The organism is Collinsella aerofaciens (assembly GCF_964283865.1).
Classification (GTDB): domain Bacteria; phylum Actinomycetota; class Coriobacteriia; order Coriobacteriales; family Coriobacteriaceae; genus Collinsella.
Genome location: NZ_CAXYLS010000015.1, coordinates 36,837 through 52,425 on the forward strand (window position 1 = coordinate 36,837; position 15,589 = coordinate 52,425).

Here is a 15,589-nt window from a genome sequence, read left to right on the forward strand (position 1 = left end):
GCTAGCTGCTCGCCTTCCGATACCCCGTGGCAAACGAAGGGTCGTAAAGCTTGCTGCGCTCGTACGACTCCGTTTGCGCGCCGTTGTGCGAAAGCCCGCCGCGAGCTCCGAGCACGCGGCCCACCACCACGAGCGCCGTGCGGTCGATGCCCTCTCGCGCGCCCGCGTCGGCGAGCGTGCCCACTGTGCATCGCACCACGCGCTCCTCAGGCCAGGTCGCCTTGTACACGAGCGCGGCCGGCTCGTCGGAGCTGCGGCCCGCGGCCAAAAGCTCGGCGGAAAGCTCGGCGAGCATACCCGAGCTCAGGAAGATGACCATAGTCGAGCCACTTTCCGCCATGGTGCGCATGCCCTCGCCCGCGGGCATGGGGGTACGTCCGGAAAGCCGCGTGATCACGACCGACTGGCTGATTCCCGGCAGCGTGTATTCCTGGCGAAGCGCCGCCGCGGCACCGCAAAAGCTCGACACGCCGGGCACCACCTCGTAGTCCACGCCGCGCGCGTCGAGCGCGTCCATCTGCTCCTGGATGGCGCCGTACAGGCACGGGTCGCCCGTGTGCAGGCGCACCACTTCCTCGCCCCGCGCATCTGCCGCGCACATCACGTCGAGCACTTCCTCCAAGGTCATGTGCGCGCTGTCGTAGACGATGCAGGATTCCTTGCACTCAGCGAGCAGCTCGGGGTTCACAAGGCTTCCCGCCCAAACGACCACGTCGGCTGCGCGCAGAAGGCGCGCCCCGCGCAGCGTGATAAGGTCGGCGGCGCCCGAGCCTGCGCCAACGATATGAATCATCCGAGCCTTCCCTTCCCGTTTCTCATCGCAACCGTTTACGCCGCCATTCGCGCAGCGGGCAAAACACGGCGCCTGCGGCGGCAATCGGCGCAAATACGCAGGCAGGAGGCGCAATGCCGCCCGCCCTGGCTTTGACACGTTCACAAGTGCCCACTATCATAGTAAAAGTTTCGGCAACGAGCATATGACAATCGGATAAAAGGAAATGACCGGCGCGGCGCCTGCACAGCCCGTGCTGGCTTGCGGAGGGAACCAGGTGGGAATCCTGGGCAAGGGACATTACTGTATAGGACGCGCGGGCGAACCGCCTCGCGCCCCAAGCCAGACTGCTTCGCCTTTTCCTCACGGCATCGCCGTGGCGTTAGCTCCTTGTGAACCCCGAGGGGTGCGCTTTTCTTTCGCTTGTGCCGACAAGCAACTGTCGCCGGGGGACCGGCAAACCGAGGAAAGGAAAAACCATGTCCGACCAGATGTCACGCCGCGGCTTCATGGGCGCCGCAGCAACCGGAGCCGTCGCGCTCGCCGGATTCGCGCTCGCGGGCTGCTCCAACACCTCCGCGAGTTCCGAGAAATCGAGTGAAAAGGAGAAGGCCGTGAAGCCGGTCATCCTCGTCACGAGCTTCGGCACGAGCTACAACGACTCGCGCCACATCACCATCGGCGCCATCGAAGACGCTATCCGCGAGAAGTACTGGCAGGACTACGACATCCGCCGCGCCTTCACCGCGCAGATCATCATCGACAAGCTGAAGAAGCGCGACGGCATCACGATTGACAACATGACCGAGGCGCTCGACCGCTGTGTGGAAGACGGCGTGAAGGAAATCGTCGTGCAGCCGACGCATCTCATGGCTGGCCTGGAATACGCCGACGTGAAAGACGAGCTCGACAAGTACGCCGACAAGTTCGACAAGATCTCGCTCGGCGACCCGCTGCTCACCTCCGACGACGACTACAAGAAGGTGGCCGCAGCCATTAAGGAGAACATGGCGTCCTTCGACGACGGCAAGACGGCGCTGTGCCTCATGGGCCACGGCACCGAAGCCGATTCCAACGCCGACTATGCCAAGATGCAGGAAGTGTTCAAGAACGAGGGCTTGACGCAGTTCTTCGTCGGCACTGTCGAGGCTGAACCGACCTGCGAGGATGTTATCGCCGCCGCGAGCGCCGCAGGGTACAAGAAGGCCGTGCTCGCGCCGTTCATGGTGGTCGCGGGCGACCACGCGAACAACGACATGGCAGACGAGACCGACCCCGACAGCTGGGCTGCGAAGTTCGTGGCCGCCGGCTTCGAAGTGACGTGCCTGCTCCAGGGTCTGGGACAGAACGCCGCGGTCGATGACATCTACGTCTCGCACGTGGACGACGCCATCGCCAAGCTGTAAACTCGCCGCGCACGGGGGCGCCGGTCGCGTCCCCGTGCAACGGGCATGCGCCTTCCCCGACTGACGGCGCATGCCCGTTGCATTCGCATCCCGCCCGCCCACCGCACGGCGCGGGCGGTCGAAGCGATTGAAAGGAACCACTCCATGTTGAAGAAAACCCTCGCCTTCGCCTTGTCGGCGGCGCTTTTCGCGTTCTCGCTCGCCGGCTGCGGCGGAAATACAATCGACAGCGCAAAGGCAAGCGATGCCGATTCCCAGGAAAAGACCGAACAGGCGGCCGATGCGCCCGAGGGCGCAAGCGCTGCCCCCATCACCGCCGACAAGGTGGCCGACGGCACCTATCCGATCACCGTAGATTCCAGCTCGAACATGTTCAGGATTGTGGACGCCCAGCTCATCGTGGAAAACGGCTCCATGCACTGCGTGATGACACTTTCCGGCACGGGCTACGGCAAGCTCTTCATGGGCACGGGCGACGAGGCTGCCGCCGCGAGCGAGGCCGACTTCATCCCCTATGTGGAAAACGCGGAAGGCAAGTACACCTACGACGTACCCGTTGAAGCGCTCGACGAGGACACCGCCTGCGCCGCGTGGAGCATTAGAAAAGGGCAGTGGTACGACCGCACGCTCGTGTTCGAATCCGCCGGCGTCGATCTGCGCGCCGACGCGCTGAAGTAACGCCATGCGGTCGATTCTTCCCAAGAAGGAAAGCAGGAAGCGCCGCAGCATCGCGGCGCGCGCGATCACCTGCGTTCTCGTCGCCCTGCTCGCGCTTCCCTTCGCGGGGTGCAGTGCGAGCCCGAACGCGACCGGTGGCACGGCGGGCTCTCAGGAATACACTGTGAGCGTCTCGCTTTCCGGCGGGTCAGGGCGCGCAAGCATCGCCTCACCCACCACAATTGTGAAGGATGGCGACACCTACACCGCGACCATCACCTGGTCGAGTTCGAACTACGACAAAATGACCGTCGACGGCGTGGACTACGCGCCTGTAAACGACGGCGGCAACTCCACATTCGAGATACCCGTCACGCTCGACGAGGACATCGCCGTGTCGGCCGAGACCGTCGCCATGTCGACGCCGCACACCATCGACTACACGCTCTACTTCGACTCATCCACCATGAAGGAGAAATCGGGCGACGATGCAAGCGGCGGTTCCCCTGCGGTAACGGCTTCAAGCGCCGCGGCCGACTTCCACAACGCCGATTTGGGCTGCGGCTGGGAGCCGACGGGGGCGCTTCAGCTTGAATACGCCAAGCACTTCACTGTCGACGAGTACGAAGGCGGCCTGCGGCTTATCTGCGTTTCGAACGGGGAGCGCTTCCTCGTGGTGCCGCAAGATGCGAAGGTACCTGATGGGTTGAGCTCCGACATCGCGGTCATAAGGCGCCCCGCCGACAAGGTGTACCTCGTGTCGTCGGCAACGATGTGCCTGGTCGACGCGCTCGATGCGAACGACAATATCTTAATGTCGGGCACGAAGGCCGACGATTGCTCGGTCGCGCGCTTCAAAAGCGCGCTCGAAAGTGGGGCGATCGCCTACGGCGGCAAGTACAGCGCGCCCGACTACGAGCGAATATCGGCCTCGGGCTGCACGCTCGCCATCGAGAACACCATGATCAACCACACGCCCGATGTGAAGGAAAAGCTGCAGAAGCTCGGGCTCGTCGTGCTCACCGAACAGTCGTCGAGCGAGCCCGAAGCACTCGGGCGCGTCGAGTGGATTAAGCTTTTCGGCGTCCTGTTCGACAAGGAAGACGAGGCCGCGCACCTGTTCAACGAGCAGAAGGCCCGCGTCGAGCAAACGTCGGGGCTCGCGTCGTCAGGTAAAACCGTGGCGTATTTCTACATTAACTCGAACGGGGCCGCCGTCACGAGGCGGGCGGGCGACTACGTGGCGCAGATGATCGAGCTTGCAGGCGGCAGCTACGCGCTCGATGACGCGCAGACGGCGTCGACGTCAGGTTCGTCAGTAACGCTCGAAATGGAGCGCTTCTACGCGACGGCGAAGGATGCCGACATCATCGTCTACAACGGCACCATCGACGAATCGGTTGCCACCTTGAACGACTTCGTAGGCAAAAACGCGCTATTGTCGCAGTTCAAAGCCGTGAAGAACGGCAACGTCTGGGTCACAAGCGCCGACATGTACCAGCAGATGACTTCTACCGCCGACATTATCGACGAGCTGCACGGGGCGTTCACCGGCGATGACGCGAGCGACTTCCATTATCTGAGGAAGCTCGGCTAGCACCATGAAAAGCCGACTTTCCATGACATACGACGAATCGGGGCGCGCCGCGCGGTGTCGCGTCGTGACGGCGCTGCTCGCTGTTGCCCTCATCGTGCTCGTCGGGGCCAACCTGTGCATCGGGAGCGTGCTCGTGCCAGCAGACCACATCCCCGGCATCCTTTCGGGCGGCGCGGCCAATTCCATGGAACGCCAGGTCATCTGGGAGATTCGCCTGCCGCGCGTGCTTTCAGCCGTGCTTCTCGGCGGGGCACTTTCGCTCTCCGGGTTCCTACTGCAGACGTTTTTCAACAACCCCATCGCCGACCCGTTCATCTTGGGCGTCTCCTCGGGCGCAAAGTTCGTCGTCGCGCTTACGATGATCGCACTTCTGGACGCGAACCAGGCCATGTCCTCGCCGGCCATGGTGGCCGCAGCGTTTCTGGGCTCGCTTATCACCATCGGCTTCGTGCTCCTCATCGCACGGCGCATAAGTTCCATGGCCATGCTCATCGTGGCGGGCGTCATGGTGGGATACATCTGCTCGGCGGCGACGAACTTCCTCATCGCCTTCGCCGACGACCAGTCCATCGTGAACCTGCACAACTGGTCTTTGGGTAGCTTCTCGGGTTCGAGCTGGAACGACATCGCGGTCATCGCGGTCGTGGTGATCACCGTGAGCGCATGCGTATTCGCGATATCGAAGCCCCTTTCCGCCTTCCAGCTGGGAGAAGCCTACGCGAAAAGCGTCGGCGTGAACGTCGCACGCTTCCGCGTGGTGCTCGTCCTTCTAGCGAGCATGCTCTCTGCCTGCGTGACCGCGTTCGCTGGTCCGGTGTCGTTCGTAGGCATCGCGGTTCCGCATCTCGTGAAGTCGGCGTTGAAGTCGTCGAAGCCCATCCGCGTGATTCCTGCGTGCTTCTTGGGAGGCGCCATCTTCTGCGCGGGCTGCGATTTGATCGCGCGCACGCTGTTCTCCCCCGTCGAGCTTTCCATCAGCGCCGTCACCGCCATCTTCGGCGCGCCGGTGGTTATTGCACTCATGTTGAAGAAGCGGGTGAGGTAGATGGGGGAATTCGTGCCGCGGACCAAAACGCTCGGAGGGAACATTCCATGCTTGGCCAGTCCTGAGCTCGCACGAAAGCGCCAGAAGGCACTTTCGGCTCGTGCGGAACTGCGCGCGGAACGCCTCCTCCGAGCGCAGTCGAACCTCGAAACCCCGGTCGAAACGCAGGCTGACGGAGCGCCGCTTTTCCGCATAAGCGACCTGTCGGCGGGCTACGACAAGAAGGTCGTAGTCGAAGGTGTCGATCTGGAGGTTCGCGCGGGCGACGTCGTGGCGCTCATCGGGCCGAACGGCTCGGGCAAGTCGACCATCTTGAAAACCATCACACGCCATCTTGCACCGCTTGCCGGCGCGGTCGAGCTCGACGGACGGGAGATTTCCCGATGGAAGACGGCGGAGTTCGCAAGGAACCTTGCCGTTATGCTGACAGATCGCCCCCGGACCGAGCTCCTCACCTGCCGCGATATCGTAGAGGCGGGAAGACATCCCTACACCGGGCGAATGGGCACACTCTCGCCCGACGACCATAGTCGGGTCGACGAGGCAATGAAAACCGCACATGTGGAAGAGCTCGCCGAGCGCGACTTCATGCAGATAAGCGATGGGCAACGCCAGCGCGTCATGCTCGCACGCGCCATCGCGCAGGATCCGCGTGTGCTCGTGCTCGACGAGCCCACGTCGTATCTCGATATCCGCTACCAGATCGACCTGCTGCGAATACTTCGCCACCTTGCGAAATCGCGGAATGTGGCTGTCATCATGTCCATCCACGAACTCGAGCTCGCGCAGAAAAGCGCCGACAAGGTGATTTGCGTGAAGGACGGCCGGGTCTTCCGCGCCGGCGCACCCGAGAACATATTCACGCGCGAGACAATTGGCGAGCTCTACGGCCTTCAGCATGGCACCTTCAACGAGCGCTTCGGCAGCGTGGAAATTGGGCGCCCACACGGTGATGCGCACACGTTCGTCATCGCCGGCGCAGGTACGGGGTCGGCTGTGTTTCGCCAGCTCATCCGGCAGGGCAAGGCGTTCTACGCGGGCGTTCTGCACGAAGGGGACATCGACTGCGAGCTCGCGCGCGACCTGGCGACGGAATGCGTGGCCGAGCGCGCCTTCGAGCCGATCGGGGATAAAACCATAGCCCGCGCCAAAGAGCTCCTCGTCCACTGTGCGCGCCTTATTGTGTGCCCCGCCGCCTTCGGCACCATAAACGCCCGCAACGCAGAGCTCGTCGCCTTCGCACGCTCGCATGGTATCGAGGTCATGCAAGCGTGCGAAGGCGCATCGGAGGATTCCCATTTGGAGCGGGAAGGATAAACTGAACTTTCTTTTAAGGATCCTCAGGCTACAGCTCCTGCGCCGGCGAGGTCTACAAGGCGCCGGAGAACCTCGTGAACAGGAATTTCCACGCCGACGAGCCCAACTAGGCCTAATCCAAGCGAGATTCCAGACTCGACAGACCATTGAGAGTCAGATCGTTGGCGACCTCAGAGACACGCTCAATAGGAACCGAGCCGTCAGACAGTGCCCACGTGCGATAGATACCGATAATGCCCGACAGCAAAAACGCCAGATAGTAATCGAACATCTCGTCCTTGAGACCTTGGGGCAACAGATCGCGCTCGGCAATCTCGTGCTCGAGCGGCGCACGAAGACGAGCCATAAAATCATCGAGCGGAATATTCTCGATCAGCTGACGATTGAGCACGAGGTTGTTGCACAGCGCCTCGTTAACGGTTTTAAAGAAGGTCGCCGCCGCGCCAAGGGCGCGCTCGTTGGTGTCGCCGTCCATGGAAGCAAGTGTTTTCTCGACCGAGTCGACAATCATCTCCACAACATCGACGGCAATGGCATCGAGCAGGCCGTCAACCGTACCAAAGTGAACGTAAAAGGTCTTGCGGTCGACATTGGCCTCGCGCGCGATGGCACTCACCGTAATGTCTGCCAACGGCTTTTCCATGAGCAGGCGCTCGAAAGCAGAAAGGATGGCATTGCGGCTGCGAACGATGCGGCGGTCAAGACGCGGTTTGCTGGTTGCCATGGGCGTGTCCCTTCGATATGCGAGCACTCATCAACAGATGAGAGATAATCTACGTAAGAGGATTATCCCCCATGCAGCACAAATATGCCCCGCATCATGAAGAACGCACGACTGCCCTACTGCGACTTAGGGTGCTTCTTCTTATTGAGCGCCGACGGAGATACGCGAATACCGTCGCCTGTCTGGCGCACATAGGTTTTATGAGCCGGCTTAGCGGCCCCAGAAGCCTTCTGAGCGTGCTTCTTGGGGTCAACGGTAACAGCATTCGCGGGGTGCGGCTTAGTGGGCGCAGAGGGCGTCTGAGACGTGCGGCCGAGTTTGCGCATCACGCGATCCCAGCGCGCATGGATGCTCTCGTTGTGGGCGCTCTTAAGGCCCAGCAGGGGCGCAGCCAAAATGGTCGGCGCAATAAACGTAATGAGACGCCACAGCAGATAGCCGGCGGTCGAAGCCGACCCAAAGAAATGACCCAAGAACAATGCAAAGCCGCCCTCAGCGCCACCAGTTCCACCGGGCAAGGGGACCGCAGAGCTCAGCAACTGGACAAAGGCGCTCGCGGCCATGACCGAGAAAAAGTCGACCTCGTGGTGGCCAAAGGCAAGCATTAGGAAATACGGAACCAGATAGAAAAACGCGAGCTGCAGCATGGTGATAAACACGGTGAGCAGCATGGAAGAAAAATGTCCGGCTGAAAGCTTGAACTTCTCGGAGAAGGAGTAGATCTCGCCATCGACAAACGTGCGCCATCCCTCGATCTTAGTGGCCGAGACACCAATGCGCTCAAGCCAATTGATGATGCAGTGGGCGACGCGCGTGACGGTCTTAGGCATGAGCGCGACGGCGAAGATGCCAAGCAAGATGCAGCAGTGCCCACCAAAGCTAAAGACGCACAGCAGCGTCATGTCGCCATAGCGCTCGGCAAAAAACGGCATGCGAGCAAGCAGTAGGATAGCGCCCCAGGCAACGAGGCCAAACTGATACACGATAAAGCGCGTGAATTGCGTGGCTCCGGCCTCGCCGACATTTTGGCCCGCCTTGGTCAGGCGGTAGATCTGAGCAGGAGTCGAGCCCATCATCATAGGTGTGAGGTTGCCAAAGAAGATGCCGCTCGCCTCGACCGAAATGAGGTCGCGAATGCCGACGGGTGAATTGGGGTCGAGCCAGACAGCGATCGCATAGGCCACAATGCCAAAGAACAGGTACAGGAACATGCAAAAGCATGCAGCAGCGAGCCAAGGCGCCTGGACGCTCGACATTGCGGCCCAGAACTGCCCCATCTGCCCGGTTACCACCAGATAGACGATATAACCCACCAGCACGACGCCGATAAAGATGGCGCCGCGGCGTGCGCTCTTATTGTCATCTCCGCCCGAGGCCTCAACCTCGACCTGGGGCTTAGAAGTATGCTGAGAGGACTCCGTCATGAGACTCCTTCTAACAGTCAAAATATCTTGGATATTGTACCCGTAAGGGCCATAAGCAGAACGCAAAGCTCTGGTTCAAACGGGAATTGCAGACGGTTGTTTGAAAATAAAAAACCCGGCCTTCCATGGGAAGTCCGGGTATCAGATGCGTGGTAGCCCGTACCAGATTCGAACTGGTGATCTCCGCCTTGAGAGGGCGGCGTCCTAAACCGCTAGACGAACGGGCCACATGACATCTGCACTGCCGTGCTGCGAGGAAATATATTACGGGACAAAAAACGTCAGCGCAAGAAGAAATTCCAAATTGCCGAAAAATTGTCGGCAGGTTATGGAACACACAGGTAAACTGGGTAGCTAATTCAAGTTGAGATGGACCAAAAGAGCTTCGCGCTCGTTGGGGATGTTGTCTTCGATCACGGCGTCGAGGGCGGAGTTGAGTAGCTGCCCCAGTTCCGGCCCGGGCTTGACTCCGGCACGGATCAGGTCGCCGCCGTTGATGGCGAGCATCTTGAGCGTATAGGGCTCCCCCGCCTTCAGCAGCTCGTGCGCCATCGCGCGCATCTCCTCAATCGTCTCAACGTAATAGAAGCACGACGGGGCCTTGCCGAGCGTGTCGGCACGCTTAAGATCCATGAGCTCGTCCATCAAACGCGGCGTGTCGACGCCCTCGCCCGAAAGCGCGCGCATCATATTGAGCAGGCAGGAGCGCTCGGGGCGCAGCGGCTTGTCGTGATATTTGATGAGCAGGCACACGTCGCGCACCAGGTCGTGCGAGAGCGCCAGGCGATCCATAATGACGCGCGCTTTCTTGGCGCCGAGCTCGGGATGACCGTAGAAGTGTCCGCTGCCGGCGTGATCGACCGTGAAACACTCGGGCTTGGACACATCGTGCAAAAACGCCGCCCACATAAGGCTCGACGAGGGCGCGACGCCGTCACACAGCGCGAGCTCCCCCGCCACCGTAAGCACACGGGCGATATGCTCGTAGACGTTAAACGCATGATAGACACTGCGCTGATCAAACCCGCGACCCGCTGCCAACTCGGGCACGGCGGCGCAGATGAGCTCGGGGTAGCGCAGCATCGCGTCTCCCCCATGACCGGTCGAAAGAATGCCCTCGAGCTCAATACCCACACGCTCGCGCGCCACGGCGTCGAGCAGCGGCGCGCACTCGGCAAGCGCTCGCTTAGTCTCGGGCTCAATCATAAAGTCCAGGCGGCAGGCAAAGCGCACCGCACGCAACATGCGCAGGGCGTCCTCGTTAAAGCGACGCTTGGGATCGCCGACAGCGCGAATCAGCTTGCGCTCCAAGTCACCCTGGCCGTCGTAGCGGTCGACAAGCCCGCGCTCGGGATGCCAGGCCATGGCGTTGACGGTAAAGTCGCGGCGCGCCAGATCGTCCTCGAGCGAGGCGGCACGCTCCACACTCTGGGGATGGCGACCATCGGTGTAAAAGCCATCCAAACGGTACGTGGTGACCTCGATACGCTCGCCATCGGAAATAGCCGTGATTCCGCCAAATTTAATGCCAGACTCCACAACCGCGATGCCGGCGGCCTCGAGCGCCGCCTTGGACTCCTGCCACAGGCCGCTACAGCACATATCAACATCGTGGCTGGGGCACCCCATCAGGGCGTCGCGCGCCCAACCGCCCACGTACCAAGCCTCAAGACCAGCCGCCTCAAGCGCGCGTAGGACGCACAGGGACGCATCGGACGGTTGATTACCGTTGAGCGAAACATTGCACATGCCTATGGCCTCCTGCACTTGTGAGCGTTAATCGATGGTTCTCAAGAAGTCTAACAAGAAACGAGAAAGCGCGCACACGCAATCGCGTCGTCAATTCCATAAAACGAGACAGCAGACGCCATATGCGTTCAGCGAGCAAAAAACACCCGCCTCGGAGATCCAAAGCGGGTGTTCGGCAGCGATTTTTCGATGCGGCTAGCAGACCTGACGAACCTCGATGTGCTTCTTATATTCGTCCACCTTGGCAAAGTCGCCCAGGCCCGGGCACTCGACCACGTTGGCGCCGGTGGCCATCGACAGACGGAGGGCATCCTCGACGCGCTCGGGAGCGTCGTGCCATACGGACAGGAAGGCAGCGAGCGAGGAATCGCCGGCGCACACCGTCGACAGCAGCTTGACGTCGAAGGTGCGATTGGCAAACCAGATGTGCTCGCCGTTGGAGAAGTACGCACCGGCGCCACCGAGGGTCAGCAGCACGTTCTTGGCGCCCTTAGCGTGCAGCTCGGCCATAGCGCCCTTGACGGACTCATCGTCGCCACCGCTCACCTTAATGCCAAAGATGTCGAGCAGCTCGTCGTCATTGGGCTTGATCAGCAGCGGCTCCATGGCAATGAGGTCTGCCAGCTGATGGCTCGAGATGTCGAGGACGAACTCGGCCCCCTTGGCCTTGACGCGGCGCAGGACCTCGGCCAAGAAGCCCTCGGAAGTGTTGGGAGGCAGCGAGCCGCTGATGACCAGGCAGGTCATGTCATCGAGCGAATCGATGAGCTCAAACATCTCCTGCTCGTTGGCCTCGTTGATGGCGGCACCGGCGTTGACCATGTTGTACTCGGTGTCGGGTCCGGCATTGAGGAACACGTTGACGCGCGTGATGCCGTCGGTCCAAACGGGCTTGACGGGCACGCCCAGGGCCTCGGCGCCCTTAACGATAAACTCGCCCGAGAAGCCGGCGAAAAAGCCCAGGATCGTGGTGTCGACACCGTAGTGATCGAGGGTGAACGAGACGTTGAGACCCTTGCCGTTGGGCGTGTAGACGGCGTTACGGGTACGCGTGACGGTGTTGGCAGCAAGGCCGTCGCAGGCGATGTTGTAGTCAATGGCGGGATTTGCAGTGAGCGTGTAAATCATGAATGTTCCTTTCACGAAGTAACGTGTTAATGAAAGTATATTCCACCCAACGGTAAAAGGCTAGGACAACTCGGTGAACGGTGTGGAAGCGATGAAGTACGGCAGAGCATCTCTCTCCAATAACGGAACAAAAAAGGCGCCCCAGCCGAAACCGGGGCGCCGCATGCGCACGAATATGTCGCGTTTCGATTACTGACGATCGAGCTTGCGGACAGCAACGCGCTTGCTGTACTCGTCGACGTGACCGAAGTCGCCGATGCCGACGGACTCGGCAACGTTGGCGCCGGTGGCCATAGCGAGCTTCATGGCCTCCTCGACGTTGTCGCGATCCCTGTACCACTTGTGCAGGAACGCAGCGAGGGTGCAGTCGCCGGCGCAGACAGAAGAAACCAGCTTGATGTTGAACTCACGCTTGGCGTACCAAATATCCTCGCCGTTGGAGAAGTAAGCGTCGCCGCGGCTACCACGGGTGAGCAGCACGTTCTGAACGCCAGCGTCGTGAGCCATCTTCATGGCAACGCGGACCTCGTCGTCGGTGTCGACCGGCACGCCGAAGATGGCCTTCATCTCGTGATGGTTCGGCTTGATGAGCAGCGGCTTCTTGTGAGCGAGCTCCTTGAGCTTGTCGGAGGACAGGTCCAGGACGACGTCGGCGCCACGAGCCTGAGCGTGCTCCATGACCTGAGCCAGGAAGTCGGGCGTAGCTTTGGGAGGCACGGAGCCGGAAACGATCAGGCACTCGAGATCGCCCGCGGTGTCCAGGATGTTGTAGAGCTCCTCCTGGTGCTGCGGCGTAATAGGAGCACCAGGGTTCAGGATGCCGTACTCGTGCTGGCCATCGTTGACGTAGGTGTTAATGCGCGTGATACCGTCGGTCCAGACCGGGCGGCAGAGGCAACCCAGGTTCATGACCTCCTCGACGATGAACTTGCCCGTGAAGCCAGCGAAGAAGCCGAGCGCGACGGTGTCGACGCCCATCTTCTTAAAGGCGAAGGACACGTCGAGGCCCTTGCCGTTAGCCGTGTAGCTGGCCGAGCCGGTGCGGACGTTCTCGTCGGGCTCGAGCGGAGAGCTCGAAACCGTCATGTCGACAGCCGGGTTAGCGGTTAGCGTGTAGAACATTTACAGTACCCCCTGTATATGTGAGGGCCGCGTGGCCGGCCCATTCCAACCACGCGGTTACCTCTGATACCAAATTAGCGAGCTGCGGACTCGAGCAGTGCCTTGACCTCGGCGGCGGTGTTGCAGGCGAGTGCCTTCTCGGCGAGCTCGTCGCACTCGGCCTTGGTCCACTGGCTGATGGTCTTGCGGGCGCGCAGGATCGACGGAGCGCTCATCGAGAACTCCTCCAGGCCCCAGCTGATCAGCAGCGGCTCGAGCAGCGGATCGGCAGCGGCCTCGCCGCACATACCGACCATGATGCCGGCCTTCACGCCGCTCTCGATGATGTTCTTGAGCGAGCGGAGCACGGCGGGATAGTAAACCTGGTACAGGTTGGAGATGGTGTCGTTACCACGGTCGGCGCACATGGTGTAGCCGATCAGGTCGTTGGTGCCGATGGAGAAGAAGTCGGCGACCTCGGCAAGACGGTCTGCGAGCAGCGAAGCGGCGGGCGTCTCGACCATGATGCCGACCTCGATGTTCTCGTTGAACTTGCGACCCTCTTCGGTCAGCTCGGCCTTGCACTGCTCGACGAGCTCCTTGACAGCCAAGACCTCCTCGACGCAGGTGACGAGTGGGATCATGATCTTGACGTCACCGAAGGCGCTAGCGCGCAGCAGAGCGCGGAGCTGGACCTTGTACTGGTCGGGATTGGCCAGGCAGTAACGCACGGCGCGGAAGCCCATGAAGGGGTTGTCTTCCTTGACCATATGCAGATACGGAATCTCCTTGTCGCCACCCACATCGAGCGTGCGGATGATGACCGGAGCACCCTTGAGCGCGCTGGCGACCTTACGGTAGGCGTTGAACTGCTCCTCCTCGGAAGGAAGCTCAGCAGAGTCCATGAACAGGAACTCGGAGCGGAACAGACCGATGGCCTCGGCGTCGTGATCGAGCGCGTTGGGCACGTCATCGGGGTTACCGATGTTGCAGGCGATGATCTTCTTGATGCCATCGGCAGTCACGGACGGCTTGCCACGGAAGGCCTCGAGGGCCGCCTTCTCGGCAGCGAAGGCCTCGGCCTTGGCGGTATAGGCAGCGAGCGTCTCCTCGTCGGGATCGGCCTCGACGATACCCTTGCCACCGTCGACGACAACGGTCATACCGTTGCGCAGCGCGGTGCAGCTGTTGGAAACCGAAAGGACAGCCGGGATCTCGAGGGCGCGCGCGATGATCGCGGAGTGCGACGTGCGGCCACCGGTCTCGGTGACGATGCCGGCAACGTGGGCCTTATCGATCGTGGCGGTCATGGACGGCGTGAGGTCGTGCACGACAACGACGGTGTTCTCGGGCAGGACGGAAAGGTCGACGACCTCCTTGCCCAGCAGCTCGGCCAGAATACCGGTGCGGATGTCGGCGATGTCGGCCGCGCGCAGACGGAACATCTCGTCGTCCATGGACAGGAACATGTTCTCAAACATGGTCGAGGTGTCCATGAGCGCCTGCTCGGCGCAGGTACCGCCGTCAATGGCGGCGTTGATGGCGTCAGTCATGCCCGGGTCCTGAGCCAGGACAATGTGTCCGCTCATGATCTCGGCCTCGGCCTCGCCCACCGTCTCCTTCATATGGTCGGCCTGAGCCTGGGTCTTCTCGCAGAAGACCGAAAGAGCGGACTGATAGCGCTCCTTCTCTGCTGCCGAATCAGCAACCTCGTGCGGCTCAAACGTCAAGTCGGGATCGACGGCGACCATGACGGTGCCGATACCGATGCCCTCGGAAGCGTTGACTCCCTGATACATTCCCATTCCTCTCTCCGTGTCATGTGATAAAGCGTTTTGCCATATCCATGACAAAAGAGCGCAGCTACCTTACAACAGGTCACTGCGCCCCCAAATATGAACTTAGTTGTTCAACATGCGACCCGTTTGAGTTCTACTCGCCAAGACCGCTCTTGATGAGCTCGATGGCAGCAGCCAGAGCCTCGGCCTCGTCGGCGCCGTCGCACTTGACCTCGACCTCAGTACCGCAGGGGATACCAGCAGCCATGAGGGCCATCGGGGACTTGCCGTTGACCTCCTTCTCGGGGGTGACGACCGTCACGTCACAGGCGTACTTGCCCATGGTGGAGGCGAACAGACCAGCCGGACGCATGTGCAGACCCTGAGGATTAACGAGGGTAGCCTTCTCAGAAACCATAGTTGACTCCTTTTTGTGTTTAACCCCTGTCATGCATGTGGCAGGAGTCAGATTCACGACGTTGTTTATATTAACTCACATCAAACGGTTTTTCATTATGTTTCGCACGAATTGTTGGACAGATGTCGTTCCTGTACGCTTGCCTGCCGGGCGGGGCGGTTAAGTTTGCTGCTCTACAGTCCTGCGCAAGACGAAAAGCACATTAAGTGCTTTCCTTTGCGTGCGGAACTCGCGACAAACTTAACCGCCCCGCCCGGCAGGCAAGCTGCGGAAACTCGGTCGGCTCAGAGCAATATCGTGTGAACGGAATTCTGGCTGAGGATCTGTTCGCGACAAAGACTCAATGGGCGTTCCCTCTATGCCCTTCTGGAAGTTGCGGTGAAATAGGGACTGATTTGGGGGTGCGGACAGAAAGTTGGACCGCGGGGCGGTCCGGACTGGAGGTTCGCATGTACAGCAGGGAGAAGGTCGAG

Annotated in this window: 13 protein-coding genes and 1 tRNA gene; 5 read left to right on the plus strand and 9 right to left on the minus strand. The window is 60.9% G+C overall.

All coding sequences use genetic code 11. The annotated features are described in order from the left end of the window. Position 1: 1 nt before the first annotated feature. Positions 2–793, minus strand: coding sequence for a precorrin-4 C(11)-methyltransferase (gene cobM / locus ACRX4W_RS07875; RefSeq protein ID WP_152068042.1), 792 nt, complete (start codon positions 791–793; stop codon positions 2–4). A 458-nt stretch (positions 794–1,251) separates the two neighbouring features. Between cobM and ACRX4W_RS07880 the strand changes: the two genes are divergently transcribed. From ACRX4W_RS07880 to ACRX4W_RS07900, 5 genes are all read left to right on the plus strand, one after another. Then, positions 1,252–2,178: a sirohydrochlorin cobaltochelatase gene (locus ACRX4W_RS07880; RefSeq protein WP_271742600.1), complete on the plus strand. Its 927-nt coding sequence runs from the start codon at positions 1,252–1,254 to the stop codon at positions 2,176–2,178. A 144-nt stretch (positions 2,179–2,322) separates the two neighbouring features. Then, positions 2,323–2,856: a hypothetical protein gene (locus ACRX4W_RS07885; RefSeq protein WP_432299955.1), complete on the plus strand. Its 534-nt coding sequence runs from the start codon at positions 2,323–2,325 to the stop codon at positions 2,854–2,856. 4 nt (positions 2,857–2,860) lie between these two features. Next, positions 2,861–4,432, plus strand: coding sequence for an ABC transporter substrate-binding protein (locus ACRX4W_RS07890; protein WP_432299956.1), 1,572 nt, complete (start codon positions 2,861–2,863; stop codon positions 4,430–4,432). Positions 4,433–4,436: 4 nt separating this feature from the next. Continuing rightward, on the plus strand, positions 4,437–5,477 hold the full coding sequence (locus ACRX4W_RS07895; protein ID WP_432299958.1) for a FecCD family ABC transporter permease: 1,041 nt from the start codon (positions 4,437–4,439) through the stop codon (positions 5,475–5,477). 51 nt (positions 5,478–5,528) lie between these two features. Continuing rightward, a complete protein-coding gene (locus ACRX4W_RS07900) occupies positions 5,529–6,794 on the plus strand; it encodes an ABC transporter ATP-binding protein (protein ID WP_368138529.1) in 1,266 nt (421 codons plus the stop codon). 112 nt (positions 6,795–6,906) lie between these two features. On the opposite strand, the gene ACRX4W_RS07905 is transcribed toward ACRX4W_RS07900, so the two are convergent. The 8 genes from ACRX4W_RS07905 to ACRX4W_RS07940 all read right to left on the minus strand — a co-directional run bounded on the left by ACRX4W_RS07905 (position 6,907) and on the right by ACRX4W_RS07940 (position 15,116). Beyond that, positions 6,907–7,518: a TetR/AcrR family transcriptional regulator gene (locus ACRX4W_RS07905; protein WP_157757975.1), complete on the minus strand. Its 612-nt coding sequence runs from the start codon at positions 7,516–7,518 to the stop codon at positions 6,907–6,909. Positions 7,519–7,634: 116 nt separating this feature from the next. After that, positions 7,635–8,942, minus strand: coding sequence for a lysylphosphatidylglycerol synthase transmembrane domain-containing protein (locus ACRX4W_RS07910; protein WP_432299960.1), 1,308 nt, complete (start codon positions 8,940–8,942; stop codon positions 7,635–7,637). A 150-nt stretch (positions 8,943–9,092) separates the two neighbouring features. Then, positions 9,093–9,169: transfer RNA gene (locus tag ACRX4W_RS07915), tRNA-Glu, on the minus strand. Between the two features lie 127 nt (positions 9,170–9,296). After that, a complete protein-coding gene (locus ACRX4W_RS07920) occupies positions 9,297–10,691 on the minus strand; it encodes a CCA tRNA nucleotidyltransferase (RefSeq protein ID WP_432299962.1) in 1,395 nt (464 codons plus the stop codon). Between the two features lie 195 nt (positions 10,692–10,886). Continuing rightward, entirely contained in the window at positions 10,887–11,819 is a 933-nt protein-coding gene (locus ACRX4W_RS07925; RefSeq protein ID WP_022094572.1) for a 1-phosphofructokinase family hexose kinase, read from the minus strand. 189 nt (positions 11,820–12,008) lie between these two features. Next, positions 12,009–12,941 (minus strand): 1-phosphofructokinase family hexose kinase, encoded by a 933-nt coding sequence (locus ACRX4W_RS07930; RefSeq protein ID WP_006233969.1) that lies wholly within the window; start codon positions 12,939–12,941, stop codon positions 12,009–12,011. 74 nt (positions 12,942–13,015) lie between these two features. Beyond that, entirely contained in the window at positions 13,016–14,719 is a 1,704-nt protein-coding gene (gene ptsP / locus ACRX4W_RS07935; protein ID WP_035138206.1) for a phosphoenolpyruvate--protein phosphotransferase, read from the minus strand. Between the two features lie 133 nt (positions 14,720–14,852). Then, a complete protein-coding gene (locus ACRX4W_RS07940; protein WP_022094575.1) occupies positions 14,853–15,116 on the minus strand; it encodes an HPr family phosphocarrier protein in 264 nt (87 codons plus the stop codon). Between the last annotated feature and the right edge of the window lie 473 nt (positions 15,117–15,589).